The 17,317-nt window shown below is 72.2% G+C and carries 17 protein-coding genes; 7 read left to right on the forward strand and 10 right to left on the reverse strand.

What is annotated here, in order from left to right; translation table 11 throughout:
• Positions 1-38: 38 nt before the first annotated feature.
• The 3 genes from ACPYO4_RS02740 to ACPYO4_RS02750 all read right to left on the reverse strand — a co-directional run bounded on the left by ACPYO4_RS02740 (position 39) and on the right by ACPYO4_RS02750 (position 3,457).
• A complete protein-coding gene (locus ACPYO4_RS02740) occupies positions 39-977 on the reverse strand; it encodes a serine hydrolase domain-containing protein (RefSeq protein ID WP_425707684.1) in 939 nt (312 codons plus the stop codon).
• 136 nt (positions 978-1,113) lie between these two features.
• On the reverse strand, positions 1,114-2,601 hold the full coding sequence (locus tag ACPYO4_RS02745) for an aldehyde dehydrogenase (NADP(+)) (protein ID WP_425707685.1): 1,488 nt from the start codon (positions 2,599-2,601) through the stop codon (positions 1,114-1,116).
• 7 nt (positions 2,602-2,608) lie between these two features.
• On the reverse strand, positions 2,609-3,457 hold the full coding sequence (locus tag ACPYO4_RS02750) for a FadR/GntR family transcriptional regulator (RefSeq protein ID WP_425707686.1): 849 nt from the start codon (positions 3,455-3,457) through the stop codon (positions 2,609-2,611).
• Positions 3,458-3,527: 70 nt separating this feature from the next.
• On the opposite strand from ACPYO4_RS02750, the gene ACPYO4_RS02755 reads away from it, so the two are divergent.
• The 6 genes from ACPYO4_RS02755 to rpiA are packed head-to-tail and all read left to right on the forward strand — an operon-like array spanning position 3,528 to position 10,340.
• Positions 3,528-4,802 carry a fumarylacetoacetate hydrolase family protein gene (locus tag ACPYO4_RS02755; RefSeq protein ID WP_425707687.1) on the forward strand — a complete coding sequence of 425 codons (1,275 nt, stop codon included), beginning with the start codon at positions 3,528-3,530 and terminating at the stop codon, positions 4,800-4,802.
• 19 nt (positions 4,803-4,821) lie between these two features.
• Positions 4,822-5,826 (forward strand): C-terminal binding protein, encoded by a 1,005-nt coding sequence (locus ACPYO4_RS02760; protein WP_425707688.1) that lies wholly within the window; start codon positions 4,822-4,824, stop codon positions 5,824-5,826.
• Positions 5,823-7,259, forward strand: coding sequence for an aldehyde dehydrogenase family protein (locus ACPYO4_RS02765; RefSeq protein WP_425707689.1), 1,437 nt, complete (start codon positions 5,823-5,825; stop codon positions 7,257-7,259). Before ACPYO4_RS02760 ends, ACPYO4_RS02765 begins: the two co-directional genes overlap by 4 nt.
• A 39-nt stretch (positions 7,260-7,298) precedes the next feature.
• A complete protein-coding gene (gene xylB, locus ACPYO4_RS02770) occupies positions 7,299-8,819 on the forward strand; it encodes a xylulokinase (RefSeq protein WP_425707690.1) in 1,521 nt (506 codons plus the stop codon).
• The gene (locus tag ACPYO4_RS02775) at positions 8,816-9,559 is read left to right on the forward strand and encodes an HAD family hydrolase (RefSeq protein ID WP_425707691.1); all 744 of its coding nucleotides are present in this window, start codon (positions 8,816-8,818) and stop codon (positions 9,557-9,559) included. The genes xylB and ACPYO4_RS02775 overlap by 4 nt, the downstream gene beginning before the upstream one ends.
• Position 9,560: 1 nt before the next feature.
• Complete coding sequence (rpiA, locus tag ACPYO4_RS02780; protein ID WP_425707692.1) at positions 9,561-10,340, forward strand: ribose-5-phosphate isomerase RpiA; 780 nt, start codon at positions 9,561-9,563, stop codon at positions 10,338-10,340.
• A 141-nt stretch (positions 10,341-10,481) separates the two neighbouring features.
• Here rpiA and ACPYO4_RS02785 read toward each other — a convergent pair whose 3' ends face one another.
• The 7 genes from ACPYO4_RS02785 to ACPYO4_RS02815 form a co-directional block, all read right to left on the reverse strand.
• Positions 10,482-10,919: a PPC domain-containing DNA-binding protein gene (locus ACPYO4_RS02785; RefSeq protein ID WP_425707693.1), complete on the reverse strand. Its 438-nt coding sequence runs from the start codon at positions 10,917-10,919 to the stop codon at positions 10,482-10,484.
• Between the two features lie 108 nt (positions 10,920-11,027).
• Positions 11,028-11,453, reverse strand: a complete 426-nt coding sequence (locus ACPYO4_RS02790; RefSeq protein WP_425707694.1) for a hypothetical protein — start codon at positions 11,451-11,453, stop codon at positions 11,028-11,030.
• The gene (locus tag ACPYO4_RS02795) at positions 11,450-12,904 is read right to left on the reverse strand and encodes an Nramp family divalent metal transporter (protein ID WP_425707695.1); all 1,455 of its coding nucleotides are present in this window, start codon (positions 12,902-12,904) and stop codon (positions 11,450-11,452) included. Before ACPYO4_RS02795 ends, ACPYO4_RS02790 begins: the two co-directional genes overlap by 4 nt.
• A gap of 62 nt (positions 12,905-12,966) precedes the next feature.
• Positions 12,967-13,440: an RpiB/LacA/LacB family sugar-phosphate isomerase gene (locus ACPYO4_RS02800; protein WP_425707696.1), complete on the reverse strand. Its 474-nt coding sequence runs from the start codon at positions 13,438-13,440 to the stop codon at positions 12,967-12,969.
• Between the two features lie 36 nt (positions 13,441-13,476).
• Entirely contained in the window at positions 13,477-14,370 is an 894-nt protein-coding gene (locus ACPYO4_RS02805) for a ribokinase (protein ID WP_425707697.1), read from the reverse strand.
• Positions 14,367-15,437 (reverse strand): LacI family DNA-binding transcriptional regulator, encoded by a 1,071-nt coding sequence (locus tag ACPYO4_RS02810; RefSeq protein ID WP_425707698.1) that lies wholly within the window; start codon positions 15,435-15,437, stop codon positions 14,367-14,369. Before ACPYO4_RS02810 ends, ACPYO4_RS02805 begins: the two co-directional genes overlap by 4 nt.
• A gap of 207 nt (positions 15,438-15,644) precedes the next feature.
• The gene (locus ACPYO4_RS02815) at positions 15,645-16,199 is read right to left on the reverse strand and encodes a GNAT family N-acetyltransferase (protein WP_425707699.1); all 555 of its coding nucleotides are present in this window, start codon (positions 16,197-16,199) and stop codon (positions 15,645-15,647) included.
• A gap of 269 nt (positions 16,200-16,468) precedes the next feature.
• Between ACPYO4_RS02815 and ACPYO4_RS02820 the strand changes: the two genes are divergently transcribed.
• Entirely contained in the window at positions 16,469-17,239 is a 771-nt protein-coding gene (locus tag ACPYO4_RS02820; protein WP_425707700.1) for an SDR family NAD(P)-dependent oxidoreductase, read from the forward strand.
• Positions 17,240-17,317: the final 78 nt, after the last annotated feature.

The raw sequence follows: 17,317 nt of genomic DNA on the forward strand, positions 1-17,317 counted from the left end.
CGACGGCCCGACGGCGAACGACCCGCGCTGGCTGCCGCTCAGTCGAGCAGGGTGATCGCCTTGTCGACGAGCTCCTCGAGGCGCACGACGTCGACCTGGTGCGCCGTCGTGACGACGACCGCCTGCCGGTCCGGGACGATCGCGAGGGTCTGCCCGTCCGTCCCGTGGCCGAAGAAGATGCCGCGCCTGTTGCTCAGCCAGAGGCTGGAACCGTAGGCCCAGCGGCGGAACAGCGGGTTCGTCGGGGTGTCGACCCCCGGCGTGAAGTCGGTGAACTGCTTCATCCGCTCGATCCACCGCGCAGAGACGATGCCCTGCCCGCCGTGGAGCAGCACCTCGCCGACGGCGAGCAGGTCGTGCGGGGTCAGCCAGAGCCGCGTGGCGCCGGCGACGTACTTCCCGTACCGCTCCCACGTGTAGCCGGTGATGCCGAGCGGCCGGAAGAGCACGCGGTCCGCGTAGGCCTCGAGGTCCTCACCCAGCAGCTCCTGCAGCACGATGGACAGCAGGTAGAAGCCGGCGTTGGAGTACAGGTAGTGCGTGCCGGGCTCGTGCATGATGGGCGAATTGACGATGTAGTCGAGGTAGTCGGCCGGATCCATGTCGGCGATGTCGCCGCGCATCATGAGGACCTCGTTGAAACCGATCGTGTGGTTGAGCAGGTGCTTGATCCGCACCCGCTGCAGCTTCTCCCGATTCTCCTCGCGCGTGAGCGTGGACAGCGGCTCGAGGATCGGCCACACGGGGGTGTCCTCGTCGACGTCGTCGCGGCTCTTCACGATCGTCCCCGTGAGGAGCGCCATGATGGTCTTCGACAGCGAGCGGATGTCCGACCGCTCGGTCCGTCCGCCGAATGCATGGAGATGCTCGGTCTCGCCCTGCTTGATGAGCAGGTAGTGCATGTTGAGCGGGTCGCCGTCGCGATCCCGTGCCGACTCGAAGAGGTCGACGAGACCGTCGAACTGCTGGCTGTCCATGAAGTGCCTTGCGCTTTCAGGAGGAGGGGCGGCCGGCTCGGGGCCGGCGTCGTGACGCGTGTCGTGCGTCGGCCCGCGCGTGGCGGCGCCGTCGGAGCGGGCACCACCGCCGACGCCGCCGATCGCGTCATGAAGCCTACGCGTGGTCCGCCAGCACGAGCTGACCGTCGACGCGCCTCGGGATGCCCAGCGGGTTCGCCTCCTGCAGCGGCTCGGGCAGCAGGTCGTCCGGCGTCGTCTGGTAGGTCACGGGCCGGAGCCAACGGCGGATCGCGGTGGTCCCCACCGAGGTGTGGATGCTCGTCGTCGACGGGTAGGGGCCGCCGTGGTGCTGGCCGTGCGACACGGCGACGCCGGTGGGCCAGCCCCCGAACAGCACCCGGCCGGCGCGCTCGCCGAGTGCCGGGACGAGGGTGCGAGCGAGCTCCTCACCAGGCGCGGCGTGGAGCGTCGCGGTGAGCGAGCCGGGCAGCACCCCCAGTGCGGCCCGCACGTCCTCCTCGGAGTCGTAGTCGACGATGAGCGTCGCCGGCCCGAACACCTCCTCGAGCAGGACCTCGGGTGACTCGAGCACTCGCTGCACGGTGGTCCGCAGCACCACCGGGGAGGTGCGCTCCTCGGAGTCGACGACGTCCGCGCCCGCGACCACGTCCACGCCCTCCTGGCCGGCGAGGCCGCTGAGTCGGTCGTGGAAGCCCGCGCGGATCCGGTCGTTGAGCATGGGCGGCGACGCCGGGTCACCCGCCGCGTCGGCGTCGACCTTCGTCGCGAGGCGGCCGGCCAGGTCCGCCCCGGCCGGCGAGAGGACCACGCCGGGCTTGGTGCAGAACTGACCGACGCCCATCGTGAAGGAGCCCAGCAGTCCGTCGACGATCTCGTCGATCGAGGACTCGACGGCCCCGGGCGTCACGACGACCGGGTTGATGCTCGCCAGCTCGCCGTAGAACGGGATGGGCTCCGGCCGCTGGACGGCCAGGTCGAACAGGTGGCGCCCGCCGGCCAGCGATCCCGTGAAGCCGACCGCCCGCACGTCCGGGTGCCGGACGAGCTCGACGCCGGCCTCGCGCCCCTCGACGAGCTGGAGCAGTCCCGACGGCGCACCTGCGCCCTCGAGCGCCTGCGCGCCGAGCTCCGCCACCCGGCGGGACAGGGCGGGATGTCCCTCGTGCGCCTTGACGATCACGGGCGCGCCGGCCGCGAGCGCGCTCGCGGTGTCCCCGCCGAGGACGGAGAAGGCGAACGGGAAGTTGCTCGCCGCGAACACGACAACCGGGCCGAGCGGCACGAGCATCCGCCGCAGGTCGGGGATCGGGGGAGTGGCGGAGGGATCGGTGTGGTCGATCGTCGCCTCGAGGAAGCTGCCCTCGCGAACGACCGAGGCGAACAGCCGCAGCTGGGCGCTGGTCCGGGCGAGCTCCCCGGTCAGGCGCTTCTCCCCGAGGCGGCTCTCGTCGTCGGCGAGGGCGATGAGCTCGGGCGCGTGGGAGTCGAGGGTCTCGGCCAGCGCCTCGAGCCATCCGGCTCGGGTCTCGTAGCTCTCCCGGACGGACGCGCGGGCGGCGTCGGTGGCGGCAGCGACGGCCGCGTCGACGATGGACCTCGAGGTCTCGTTCACGGAGGTCATGTGGTGGTTACTCCTTCGGTCGAGCGGTGGTGGAGGACGTGGTGGGGTCGACGACGACGGCGTCCTCGTCGACGAGCGTGCCGGCGTCGTCGACGACGCGCCCCAGGTGGGCCGAGGTCGCCCGCCGGGCGGCCTCGACGTCACGGGCGGCGATCGCGTCGGCGATCGCCGTGTGCTCGGCGACCGTGTCGGCCTGCGTCGCGAGGTACCCGATGGGCTTGCGGTAGACGTCGCGCAGCACGAGGTTGATGGGCTGGACGAACGCGAGGACGAACGGGTTCTGCGTCGCGCGCGCGACCGCCATGTGGAAGGCCATGTCGGCGTCCATGCAGGCCGCGTAGTCGTCGAGGTTCTCCGCGGCCCGGGCGATGGCGTCGCGCATGTGGGCCACGTCGTCGTCCGTCCGGTTGGCGGCCGCCAGGGTCGCCATGTCGACCTCGGTCATCCTGCGCAGCTCCATGAGCTTCTCGAAGCTCGCGTGGCCGTGCTGCAGCAGCATCCGGAAGCGCTGGACGATGGAGTCGACGTTCGGAGCGATCACCGTCATCCCGCGGCCGGCGCGGATCTCCACGAGGCCGCGGTCCTCCAGCAGCCGGGCGGCCTCGCGCACCACCTGCCGGCTCACGCCGAAGTCGTCGGCGATGGCCTTCTCCGTCGGCATCAGGGATCCGACCGGGTACTCGCCGTGGAGGAGCGCCTCCTCGAGCTGGTCCGCCAGCCACATCGGCAGTCGCGCGGGGCGCACCGGGGTCGGCGCCGATGCCTGACGGGGAGACGGCACGCCCGGGCTCGTCGCCAGACCACCCGTCGCAGGGGTCGGCGCGGGCCGGCTGTCGCCGGCTGATTGACGGCTCATGTCAATCATCATATGTTTGGACACCTCGCACATCAAACACCCCGAAGCCACGCTCGAAGAGGAGTGCCCCATGTCCGACCCGCGAGCGCAGTCCGCGCAGGTCCTGCCCACCGACGCCGCCGACCCCACGCTGGTCGGACGGATCTGGGTCCCGGGCGCAGGCCCGCGCCTCGTCGCCGTCGCGGGCGACGCGCTCGTCGACGTCACCGCCCTCGGGCCGACGATGACCGAGCTGGTGCAGGAGAGCGATCCCGCGTCGCGGGTACGAGCCATCCTCGCCGGCGACGCCACGGCCGCCGCCGCCACGGACGCCGCCGCCGGCACCACCGCGGCCGCCGCCACGGAGACCCTCTCCGCCCCCACCCGGTGGGACCTCGACGAGGTCCTCGCCGCCACCGTGCGCGAGGCGGACCGTCGCCGCGGCGCGGAGGGCCCGGTGGAGCTGGCCGAGACCGTCCTGCTCTCGCCGGTCGACCTCCAGGTGCTCAAGGCCGCGGGCGTCACCTTCGTACGGAGCATGATCGAGCGCGTCATCGAGGAGCGCGTGGGCGGGGACCCGACCAAGGCCGCAGCGGTGCGCGACCAGCTCAAGGAGACGCTCGGCGAGTCGATCCGGGACATCCGCCCCGGCTCGCCCGAGGCGCTCGCCGCCCTCGAGGTGCTGCGCGAGAACGGGCTGTGGTCCCAGTACCTCCAGGTCGGGCTCGGCACGCACCCCGAGGTGTTCACGAAGGCGCCGATCCTGTCCAGCGTCGGCCACGGCTCCGACGTCGGCATCGCCGGCATCTCCACCTGGAACAACCCCGAGCCCGAGCTCGTCCTCGTCATCGACGGCGCCGGACAGGTCAAGGGCGCGACCCTCGGCAACGACGCGAACCTGCGGGACATGGAGGGCGCCAGCGCGCTGCTCCTCCCGCTCGCCAAGGACAACAACGCCTCCGCGGCGCTGGGCCCGTTCATCCGCCTGTTCGACGACGCGTTCACGCTGGAGGACGCCGCCGCCACGACGATCACCATGCGCATCACCGGTGAGGACGGTTTCGAGCTCGAGGCGACGGCCCCCCAGTCGGACATCTCCCGGCCCGTGAGCGAGCTCGCCGCGCACACGATCAACCGCCGTCACCAGTACCCCGACGGCCTGGTCCTGTACTGCGGCACCCCGTTCGCCCCGACCGAGGACCGAGGCGAGCCCGGCCAGGGATTCACCCACCACGAGGGCGACCTCGTCTCCATCAGCTCCCCGCAGCTCGGCACCCTGACCAACCGGGTGACCCCCAGCGAGAGCGCACCGGTGTGGGACTACGGCGTCCTCGACCTCGTCCGCGACCTCCACCGGGCCGGCTGAGGAGCGAAGGAGCTTACGCATGAGCGAGCAGATCATCGCGGTGACCGACACCGCCGTCGACGACGAGACCCTCGAGCGACGCCTCGCGAAGGACGAGGGGGCGACCTACCGGCGCTGGGACGGCTCCGGCGACCTCGGCGCGGTCCTCGACGGCGCCCACGTCGTCTTCACCAACTTCGCCCCGCTCGGTGCCGCCGAGCTCGACCGGCTCGCGCCGGACGCCGTCGTCATCCGGTACGGGGTCGGCGTCGACAACGTCGACCTGGCGGCGGCCGCCGCCGCGGGCGTGCGGGTGTGCAACGTGCCCGACTACGGGGCAGGCGTCGTCGCCGACCACGCCACCATGCTCGCGCTCATGCTCGTGCGGCGGGTGCGCGAGTTCGACGACGCACTGCACGACGGCAGCACCATGCGCGCAGGAGACCTCGGCCCCATCCCGAGCATGGAGAGCCGCGTGGTCGGCCTCGTCGGCGCGGGCCGCATCGCCCGCATGGCCGCCGAGCGTCTCCGGGCGTTCGGTGCGACGACCATCGCCTACGACCCGTACCTCGCCCCCGGCGCGCTCGACGAGGAACAGATCCGCCTCGTCGGCTGGGACGAGCTCCTCGCCTCCGCGCACATCCTCTCGCTGCACCTGCCGCTGACCGAGGACACCCACCACCTGCTCGACGACGCGGCCTTCGCCGCCATGGGCGAGGGCACGTTCCTCATCAACACCGCGCGCGGCGGCCTGGTCGACCACGACGCGCTCGGCCGGGCCCTGGACTCGGGCAGGCTCGCCGGCGCCGCGCTCGACGTCACCGAGCCCGAGCCGCTCCCGACCGACCACCCGCTGCGCTCCCGGCCGGAGGTCATCCTCACGCCGCACGCGGCCTTCTACTCCACGGAGTCGATGGAACGTCTCCAGGTGCTGGCCGTCGACGAGGCACGGCGGGCGCTCCACGGCGAGCCGCTGCGCTGCCCCTTCCCCCTCCCGGACGTCCCTGCACCGCGCCCCGACGACGAAGGACGTGAGACCCGATGACCACCACGCCCCTGCACTGCTCGGCCTACATCGACGGAGAGTTCCGGCCCGGCGGCGAGACCTTCGAGCGCCGCAACCCCGCCACCGGCGAGGTGGCAGCCGTCGCGGACGTCGCCGACCAGGCCACGGTCGACTCCGCCGTGGCGGCCGCCGTGCGCGCCTTTCCCACCTGGAGCCGCACCACCGGGTTCGAGCGCGGGGCACTGCTCCGCCGGCTCGGCGAGGTGGCCCTCGAGCGGGTCGACGACCTCGCGACCACCATGACGCTCGAGCAGGGCAAGCCGCTGAACGAGGCCCGCGGCGAGGTCCGCAAGTTCGCCCAGGCCATGCGCTTCTACGGCGAGGAGGCCGAGCGGATCGGCGGCGAGACCGTCCCGAACGAGTCCAACGACTTCCTCTCGGTCGTCCAGCGCGAGCCGGTGGGACCGGTCGCGGCCATCACGCCGTGGAACTATCCGGTCGAGCTGCTCGGCTGGAAGCTCGGCGGCGCGCTCGGTGCCGGCTGCACGATGGTCATCAAGGACTCCGAGCACACCCCCGGCGCCGGCCAGGTCATGGCGGAGTGCCTGACGGCCGCGGGCTTCCCGCCAGGGGTCGTCAACATCGTCCACGGCGCCGGAGAGGTCGGCGCGATGCTCGCCGGCCACCGGGACATCGCCAAGGTCGCCTTCACCGGTTCCAACGCCACGGGGCAGAAGCTGTTCCGCACGGTCTCCGGCGTCACCCAGCTGACGATGGAGCTCGGCGGCAGCTGCCCGATGATCGTCACCCGGCACGCGAACCTCGACCTCGCGGCCACGGGCGCCGTGCGGCGCTCGTTCCGCAACGCCGGCCAGATCTGCATCGCGATCAACCGCATCTACGTGGAGCGCGCCGTGATGGCCGACTTCACCGACCGCATGGCCGAGCTCACCCGCGCGCTCGGCGTCGGCGACGGCTACGCGGACCCGGACGCCGACGTCGGGCCGGTGACCATGGAGGAGATCCGCGCCCGCACGGAGCGGCACGTGTCCGACGCGCTCTCCGGGGGTGCCCGGCTGCTCTCCGGCGCGGACGACCACCCCTCCGGCGGGCTGTTCCGCCACCCGGCCCTCGTCGTCGACGCGCCGTTCGACTCGCAGATCATGACGGAGGAGACGTTCGGCCCCGCGGTCGGCGTGGCGGCGGTCGAGTCGCTCGACGAGGCGGTCGCGCACGCGAACGGCGTCGCGGGCGGGCTCGCGGCGTACCTCTACACCGACGACCTCGGGGAGACGATGCGCGCCGGCCGGGAGCTCGACTTCGGCAACGTCGCGGTCAACAACGTCGACGCGGGCATCATCAACGCCCCCTACGGCGGCCGCCGCGAGTCCGGCTTCGGCTCGGAGCACGGCCGCGAGGGCCTCGAGGGCTACCTGCAGTACAAGCACCTGCGGATCCGTCACACCCACTGATCGACCCACCTCTCACCCACCGTTGCAAGGGAGCAACTCATGCTGATCGGAATCGACCTCGGAACCTCGAGCTTCAAGGCCATCGCCGTCGACGACGACGGAGTGGTGGTCGCCAAGTCCACCGCGACCTACCCGCTGATCAACCTCCGGTCGGGCTGGTCCGAGCAGGAGCCCGCGGAGTGGTGGCGCGCCACCGGCGAGGCGATGACCGCGCTCGCCGCCCAGCTGCCCGAGAAGGGCAAGGAGATCACCGGCATCGGCCTGTGCGGGCAGATGCACGGCCTGACCGCGATGGATGCCGACGGCGAGGTCATCCGCCCCGCCATCCTGTGGAACGACCAGCGCTGCGCCGCCGAGTGCGACTGGATCACCGAGCAGGTCGGCGGGCTCGACAAGCTCGTCGAGCTCAACGGCAACCGCATGTTCCCCGGCTACACGGGCGGCAAGATCATCTGGCTGCGCGACCACGAGCCGGAGAACTACGCGAAGATGGTCCGCCTGCTCAACCCCAAGGACTACATCCGCTTCCGGATGACCGGCCTGTACGTCACCGACGTCTCCGACGCCTCGGGCACCGGGCTGTTCGACGTCCGCAACCGCACCTGGTCGCTCGAGCTGCTCAGGGCCATCGACATCGACCCCGCGCTGCTGCCCGACGTCGTGGAGTCGACCGAGCAGACCGGCACCCTCGACGACGACATCGCCGCCGCGTGGGGCTTCCCCGCCGGCACACCCGTCTTCGGCGGTGGCGGCGACGCCGTCATCCAGACCTCGGCGATGGGACTTATCGAGGAGGGCTCCGCGGGCTTCACGGTCGGTACGGCGGGGATCGTCGCCGGCGGGCTCTCGCGCTACCCGGACAACCCCGCCGGCCGGGTCCAGGTCAGCTGCGGCAACGAGCCGGGCCGCTGGCACATCATGGGCAACGCGAACAGCGCCGGCGGCGCCTTCCAGTGGCTGCGCGACGCGCTCAGGCCGCTCAACGACGACGAGGAGCTGTCCTTCCAGACGCTCGTCCGCCTCGCCCGCGAGGTCGAGCCCGGCGCGAACGGCGTCCTCTTCCTGCCCTACCTCCTCGGCGAGCGGTCCCCCAACCTCGCCCCCGACGCGAGCGCCGCGCTCGTCGGCCTCACCCAGATGCACGACGTCGGGCACATCGCCCGCGCCGTCATGGAGGGTGTCCTGCTCAACATGCGCGGGATCTTCGAGATCTGCGTCGACGCCGGCCTGCAGAGCGACCAGGTCGTCGCCTCCGGCGGGGTGTCCAACGACCCGATGTGGCTGCAGCTCCTCGCCGACATCCTCGGCCGCGAGGTCGTCACGCAGGTCGGCGCCTCCGAGGGTGGCGCGTACGGCGCCGTGCTCGCCGCCGGCGTCGGCACCGGCCTCTGGGCGGACCTCACGTCCGCGCTCACCCAGGTCAAGGTCGAGAAGACCTACGTGCCCGACGACGACAGGCACGCCCGTTACGAGACCATCTTCGGGGCGCACCGCAGGCTGCACGGCGCGCTCACGGAGGTCTACGAGCTCGCCCGCACGGCCGAGGGCGTCTCCGCGTGACGGCATTCGACCCGGGCGCTCCCGATGCCGTGCCGGTCCGCGGGGTCGTCCTCGACCTCGACGGCACGCTCGTCGACACGCTGGCCGACGTCACCGCCGCGCTGACCGGCGCGTTCGAGGAGGCCGGCCTGCCCGCGGTCGACCCCGCGCTGGCCGCCCGCGGCATGGGCCACGGGGCCTACGACCTCGTGCTCACCGCCATGCAGGAGGTCGCACCGGGACGTGCGGCGGACGAGGCGTTCGTGCGCGACGTCCACGACCGGTACCGGGCCCGGTACGCGGCGGCACCGGCCGCACTGTCGACCCCGTACGCCGACGCCGCGGACGTGCTGCCCGCGCTGCGCCGGGCGGGCATCAGGGTCGGCATCTGCACGAACAAGTCGACCGCCCTGTCGACCGAGGTCCTGCGTGCCGTCGGACTCGACGAGGTCGTGGAGGTCGTGCTCGGCCGCGACTCCGTCCAGCACCCCAAGCCCGACCCGCGGCACCTGCTCGACGTCCTCGACCGGCTCGGCCTGCGGCCCGAGGAGACCGTCTACGTGGGCGACAACCCCGTCGACGTCGTGGTCGGGGCCGGTGCCGGCGTCCGCTACCGGCACGTCGCCTGGGGCGAGCCGGTCGACCCCGACGTCGTGCGGATCGAACGGTTCGCCGACCTCGCCCGCGACCTCGACGTGCCCGGGCTCGCCGTGCCCGAGCTGCACGACGCCACCCCCACCACCCCCGCCAAGGAGCACTGACATGGACGCACTCTCCGCGCAGGACCGGGCGAAGAAGGCGGTCGGCATCGCCGCCGTCGAGCGCTACGTCCGGCCCGGCATGCTGCTCGGGCTCGGCTCGGGCACGACGAGCCACTGGTTCGTGCGCGCGCTCGCCGACAAGGTGGCCGACGGGCTCGAGGTCCGCGGCGTGCCGACGTCGAACGCGACGAAGGACCTCGCGCTCGAGCTCGGCGTGCCGCTCGTCGGGTTCGACGAGATCGACCGCCTCGAGCTCGTCGTCGACGGGCCGGACGAGGTCGACCACGACGGCCACATGATCAAGGGCGGCGGCGCGTGCCTGCTGTGGGAGCGGATCGTGGCCGACGCCGCGGATTGTTACGTGGTGGTGGCAGACACGAGCAAGCTCAAGGACCGCCTCGGCGCGTTCCCGCTGCCGATCGAGGTGATCCAGCACGGGTGGGAGTCCACCAGCCGGTCGATCGGCCGGCTGCTGCAGCACCACGGCTACCCGGCAGGCGTCGACCTGGTCCGGCGGGTCGACCAGGCGGGTGAGGTCGTCATCACGGACAGCGGGAACTTCATCGTCGACGCCCACCTCAAGGAGATCGACGACCCGCTCGTGCTCGACCGGGAGCTCAACTGGATCCCCGGCGTCGTCGAGAACGGCCTGTTCACCGGCCTCGCGGACGAGGTGATCTTCTGCGACCCGTCCGGGGAGGTCTCGATCATGTCCTGCGAGCACGCGCCCGCCGGCCGGCCCACCACGACGCCGCACGGCCTCCGGCTGACCAGCCCCTGACGCACCACCGCCACTGTCGTCGAGTGTGCGGTTCTCGACCCTCGAGCGTGCGGCTCACGAACCGCCGACACCACAACGGCGCCGTCCACCAGAAGGTGGGCGGCGCCGTCGTCGTGCGTGGGCCTTTCGGCCCGGCGACGCTCAGCCGTTCTTGGCCAGGAGCTGGGGCACGCCGTGCTCGTTCGGCTCACGGCTCAGCGAGTGCCCGCCGAGCTCGACGACGACGATCTCGCACAGGTAGAGGATGCGGCAGCCCTCCTCGAGGTGACCGCTCACGGCGGCGTCCTTGGTGGAGACGGTCATGTGGATGTGCGGGAAGCCGTCCGCGATCACGCCCTGCATCGAGACGAGCTCGAGCGCCGTGTCGGTCCATTCCGGGAACACCTCCACCGGTGGATACCCGGTGGTCGTGACCATGTGCATGCGGCAGTGGTCGAGCGTGCCGATGCCGGATACCACGGCGCCGTCGGTGATGCCCGCCCGCGCGATGAAGTCGCGCAGGGACACGAGCAGATCGTCGCCGGGGTCGAGCCGGACCACGTGCGTGGCGGTCGGGGCGGGTCCTGAGAAGTACTCCATCTCTCTCCTTCGATCGTGGGGGATGCTCGGTGGCCGGGACCGGTCTGGGGCCACCGGGCGGGCCGACCACCGTGGGCCGGCCCGCTCGCGCCGTTCCTGGTGCTCCGTCTACCTGGCGGCGGTGCCGACCGGGCGGGCCGCCTGCGGACGCACGGAGCGCGCCCGGTGTGCGGCATAGGCGCTGCACGCCGCCAGCACCAGCGCAAGCGGCGGGAACGACAGGGCGGCGACCACGGCCACCACCATTCCGCCGATCGCGATGACCCGCCAGTTCTTGCGGATCCGGGCCTCCTCGGCGTCGTCGCGTGTCGAGGTCGCGACGCGCACGGGGCTGTCGGCACCGGTCGCGCCGCGTGTCGTCCCGGCGGCCCCCGCACGACCCCGCGCCGGCGGCGTGCCGTGCCGGAGCGACAGGTAGAGGTTCGCCAGGCCGATGGCCACGAAGATACCGGCGAACAGCATGTCGCCGTCGGAGAAGCTCCACACCGACAGGAGCGCGAAGCAGCCGGTCGAGAGAGCTGCGCCGGGCCTCATGAGAGCAGCTCCCAGGTCGAGACGATGCCGAGCACCGTGAGCAGGACCCCCGACAGCCCCACCCACCAGCGAGCCGGCACGGTCAGGCGGTGCGTCTCCGGGAGGACCTTCTTCTCCGTCCAGAGCAGCACCAGGCAGAACAGCCCGGAGGTCAGCAGCCCGCCGAGCACGGATGCCGGGGTGACGATGATGACGAGCTCCCCGACGGTCCAGACCAGCAGCAGGCTGGCGATCAGCATGTAGACGTACATCCACGGGCGCACGCTGTTCGTGCCGCGCACGCGGATCTTCGTGAACACCGGGGCCAGGGTCTCGAACGCCGTGTAGGTGTATAGCTCCCAGAAGGCGTAGAGCGAACCGAAGAACGCGAAGAACACCGCGACGATGTAGAGGTACTCGAAGGTCGGGTGGACGGCCGTGAGGAACTGCGCCTGGAACGTCAGGGTGTCGTTCCCGGCCGGGATGAGCTGTTCGGCTGCCAGCAGGGAGGCGCCGTTGAGCATGAACATCGTGGCGAAGACGCCGATGGCGAGGAACGAGAGCACGGTGTCGCCGAGCGGTGCCCGGCTCCAGGCCCTGGCGCGCTCGACCTGCTCGGGCTCGGTCGACAGCGGGAGCTTGCCGTTGTAGGGCACCTCGGCGAGACGCTCGCCCAGGGCGACCTGGTCCTCGCGGCCGAGCATGCCCCAGCGCTTCTCGCGCGTCATGCCCGCGTAGCCGATGTAGTCGTAGGTGCCGCCGCCGACCGCGCCGAGGTAGGTCGCGACCTCGAGCCACACCGGCCGGGAGGCGATGTCGGGGTACGTGTCGCCGACCCAGGAGTTGTACTCGGGGATGCCGGGGACGAGCCCGCCGAGCGCGGCGAGCCAGTCGGGCTGGAGCACCACGACGCTGACCGCGATGGCCACGAGCATGAAGCCGACGATCACGGTCTGCGCCTTCTCCAGCCGCGCGTAGCCCCCGAACCAGGACAGGACACCGGACAGCACGATCAGCCCGGTGGCCCACAGCGCCCCGCTGCCGGTGGTGAGCGAGGCCATGAGGTCCCCGAGAGCGATACCCATGCCGCCGACCCACGACGGGACGGCGAGGATCGAGACGATCCCCATGAGCAGCGTGAACCAGCCCCGCGGACCGCGGAAGAGGACGGCCCAGCGGGCCATCGGGTGCTCGCCGGTGACGACCGTGTACCGGTTGAAGGAGTAGGCGAGCGCCGCCTTCGCCACGGCGGAGACGACGAACGCCCAGATCAGCGCGTAGCCGAAGACGGCACCGCCGCGGGAGGCGAAGACCATCTCGCCCGAGCCGATGTTGGCCGAGGCCACGATGGCTCCCGGGCCGAGGACCGCGACGGCGGCCGTGAAGGTCAGCCGCTTGCGCAGCTGTTCGGGCGGGTCCGGGTACTCGAGGTTCTCCAGATCCGCGGGAGGGGAGTGCTGCTCGGTGGACATGTCGCTCCTTTGCGAGACGGCGTGGGCCGGGAAGACGGAAAGCAGGGGAGGGGGCGGACCGGTCAGGCGCCGGGACGCCGGGCGGCGGCCGCGGCCTCCAGCTCCAGCTGGTGGAGCTTCTCCACCCGCCGCCGGCAGTCGGGGTCCGTGCTGAACTCCGCGGCGAGGAACTCGGTGACGACCTGCTCGATGACGGTGGGCCCGACCAGCCAGGCGCCGACGCAGATGACGTTGACGTCGTCGTGCTCGACCCCCTGCCGGGCGGAGTACGTGTCGTGGGCGACGGTCGCCCGGATGCCGGGGATCTTGTTCGCCGCGATCGCGGCACCGACCCCGGTACCGCAGACGAGGACGCCCCGGTCGGTCTCGCCGGCGAGGATCGGCTCGGCGACGGCGCGGGCGATGTCCGGGAAGTCGACGGGCTCCTCGGAGTGCGTGCCGACGTCGACGACGGTGTGGCCGAGCTTCTCGAGCACCGCCCGAGCCGTCTCCTTCATGGGGAACCCGGCGTGGTCTGCTCCGATGATCAGTCGCATGTCTGCACCTTTCGTGTGTGCTGGGGGTGGCGGCGGCTATGCGCCGGTGGTGAGGGAGTCGCGGTAGGGGATCGCGGGCTGGGCGCCCTGCCGGGTGACCGCGCTGGATCCGGCGTGCACGGCGAGGGTCACGGCCTCGCCGAGGGAGGAACCCTCGAGGAGCGCGGCGGCGAGGTAGCCGACGAAGCTGTCGCCGGCGCCCGTGGTGTCCACCGCGGTGACGGCGGGGGAGGGGGTCTCCACCGGGGCGCCGCCGGTGGTGTGCGCGGCGCCGCGTGCGCCGAGGGTGACGACCACCGTGAGCCCGTGCTCCGCGGCCAGGTCACCGGCGGTGGTCAGCGGGTCGGCGTCCTCCGCGCGCCCGGCCACCCGGAGGCACTCGTGCTCGTTGACCACGAGGACGTCGACGCCGTCGAGCGGGAGCGAGGGCAGGGCCGGGGCCGCGTTGAGGACGACCGTCGCGCCGGCCTCGTCCGCCAGTCGCGCGGCGTGCGCCACCAGCTCGAGCGGGATCTCGAGCTGCATGAGCACGACGTCGTCGGCGGTGAGGTTCGCGCACGCGGCGGTGACGTCCTCGACGGTGAGCATGTGATTCGTGCCGGGCACGACCGTGATGACGTTCTCGCCGTCGGACTGGACGAGGATGAGCGCGCGTCCCGTGTCGCCGTCCGCGGTGCGCAGGTCCAGGTCGATCCCGTCGGAGGACATCGACCCGCGCAGCAGGTCGGCCGCGTCGTCCGCCCCGACGGCGCCCACCATGCGCACGGGTGCGCCCGCCCGTGCCGCGGCGACCGCCTGGTTCGCGCCCTTGCCACCGGGATGCGTCGCGTAGCCGGTGGCGGTGACTGTCTCGCCCGGACGGGGCAGGACGTCGACGGAGGCGACCTCGTCGACGTTGAGGCTCCCGATGACGACGACCGTGCCGCTCATCGGGTCCTCCCCGGCGGCGTGGTCCCTGACGGCGGTGGTGCGGTGGTCCCTCGGGTGACCACGTGGACGTCGAGCATGCGGGAGCGTCCCTCCTTGTCGTCGAGCAGCAGCTCGGCCGCCTGTCGGCCGAGCTCGTCGATCTGCTGGTGGATGGTGGTGAGCCCCGGTCGCACGTACGACGCGAGGTGGATGTCGTCGAAGCCGACCACGCTGACGTCGCGAGGCACGGACAGGCCCCGCTCGTCGAGCGCGCGGACGGCACCGATCGCTGCCAGGTCGTTGACGGCGAAGACCGCGGTGAGGTCGGTGCCGCGGTCGAGGAGCTGCAGCGTGCCCCGGTAGCCGGCCTCCTCCTCGAAGTCCGCCTCGACGACGAGGGCCGGGTCGGTGTCGACTCCCGCTGCAGCGAGACCCTCGTGGTAGCCGACGGAGCGCTCCCGGGCGACCGCGATCTCCGGGCGGCCCGCGACGTGCGCGATCCGCCGATGTCCGAGGTCGACGAGGTGCTGGACCGCCATCCGGCCGCCGGAGCGGTGGTCGCTGGTCACGGAGGTCGCCCGGGTCGGGTCCAGCTCGCGGTCGAGCGCGACGAACCGCATGCCGTCCAGCGCCCGGACGAGCCGGTCGTCGTCGAGCCGGTCCTCGACGAGCACGACCCCGGCGACGTGGCGGGCGCGCATCTGGGCGATGGCTTCCGCGGTGCGGCTCGGGTCCGCCCCGGTGGCGGTGAGCAGGAGGACGGCGTCGTAGCGCGCGGCGGCCTCCTGGACGCCCTGTGCCAGCTCGGAGAAGAAGGGGTTGGTGATGTCGGGGACGACGATGCCGAGTGATGAGCTCTTGCCGCGCTTGAGCTGTCGGGCGAGCTCGTTGGGCCGGTAGCCGAGCTCGTCGGCCACGGAGCGCACGCGGTCCCGGGTGGTCTCGGCGACGCGGCCGGTGCCGTTGAGCGCGCGGGACGCGGTCGTCACGGAGACGTGCGCCGCCCGAGCGACCTCCCTGATGCCCATCCGATCCTCCTCGTCGAGGCCCGCCGCGGCGCCGATACCGGTGCGGGAACGTTTGCGCATGATCGTGCACCCGCCGTGCGGGCAGGGCAAGGAGGTGCGACGGATGCGCAAATATGCGCAACTGCGGGACGTGCCGCGCTGCGACTCATCGAGTCAATCGGGTACCGATCGAGTCAGCGGCCGCGGGGGACTGACTCGGTACCTACCCGATTGCCTCGGCGTCGACGGTCGCGAACTGGGCGGAGAAGGTCGCGGACGCCCCCCGCACTACGCCCAGGTGCTCAGCGGCGCGCTCCCGAGCCACTGCTCGGCGTCGAACTCGGTGAAGGTGCCCGAGTCCTGGAACCCGAGCCGCCGCGCCAGGCCGATCGAGCGGGTGTTGTCGGTCTGGCTGATGAGGAGCACCGGCTGGTCCTCCAGGTGGGCCGACGCCTCGCGGAGCAGCACCGAGGCGGCCTCGTGGGCGAGCCCCCGGCCCCAGACGCCGCGCAGCAGCACGTAGGACAGCTCCAGCTCCTCACCGTCCTCGCGGACGTGGCCGGGTCGGTGCGCCGACCGGCGCTCGAGGATGACCATGCCGAGCAGGTCGTCGGACCCCGGGTCCGCCACGACGAACTCGCCCGACCCCTCCGTGGACCACGAGATGCTGCGGGCGAGCAGGAGGTCGCGCACACGCTCGGCAGGGACGGCCCCACCGAGGTGACGCCGTACGTCCGGGTCGGACCGCAGCTCCACGAGCCCGTCGAGGTCGCGGTCGATCGCCTTGCGCAGCACCACGCGCTCGCCGGCGGCGGTGCGGAACGGGAGGTCGACGTCGGGCATGCCCCGATTGTGCGACACCCGTGGGGTCCCTACCCGGTTATCGCCCCGCCGCCCGCGCGCGTGAGACCTGATCGTGACGCGCATGTGAGCACCGCGTGGACACGTCTGCGGCGCGAGTCATAATCTCGCCGCACGCCGAGCCGACCGAGGTTCGCGACCGTGATCCGTGACCGGACCGGTCCATCCCCTGAACGCCCGGCGCGACCATCGCGTCCGCCGGGCCGCACGACGCCCGTCCGGCGGACCGACGCTGCGACGAAGGAGTACGCATGTCGGACATCAGGACCCGGTTCTCGCTCGAGGGCAAGAAGGTCGTCCTCACGGGGGCCTCGCGCGGTATCGGGGAGGCGATCGCGGAGGTGCTCGCCGAGGCCGGTGCCGACCTCGTCCTCTCGGGCCGCGACGAGGCGGCGCTCGAGGACACCGCCGCGGCCGTGCGGGCCAAGGGCCGCACCGCACACCTCGTGCCCGCCGACCTCACCACCCCGGCCGGTGCGCGCGAGCTGGGCCGGAAGGCGCTCGAGATCTTCGGTCATGTCGACGTCCTCATCAACAACGCGGGCGTCGCCCACATCGCCCCCTACACCGAGCTCACGCAGGAGCAGTGGGACGCGACGCTCGCCGTCAACCTCACCGCCCCGTTCGCCCTGACCCAGGAGATCGCCCCGAGCATGATCGAGCAGGGGCACGGCAAGATCATCAACATCGCGTCCCAGACCGGTGTCATCGCCGCCGACGACCACGCCGCCTACGCCGCCTCCAAGGGCGGGCTGATCTCGCTGACCAAGGTGCTCGCCGGCGAGCTCGGGCCGCACAACATCCAGGTCAACGCCGTGGCTCCCACCGTGATCCTCACGCCGATGGGCGAGCAGGTCTGGGGCCCGCCCGAGAAGGGCGACCCGATGAAGGCGAAGATCCCGCTGGGGCGGTTCGGCCAGCCGGTCGAGGTGGCCGACCTCGTCCTCTACCTCGCGGCCCCGGCGTCGGACTTCATGACCGGCGGCACCGTCATGCTCGAGGGTGGCTACACGGCGATGTGACGCGGCGCCGCGGGCCGGACGACGAGCCCCGCGCCGCGGTGTCGAGCCCCGAGCCCCGAGCCCGACGTCGAGCCACGG

This window comes from Georgenia sp. Z1491, from assembly GCF_049856175.1.
In the GTDB taxonomy this organism is placed as follows: domain Bacteria; phylum Actinomycetota; class Actinomycetes; order Actinomycetales; family Actinomycetaceae; genus JB111.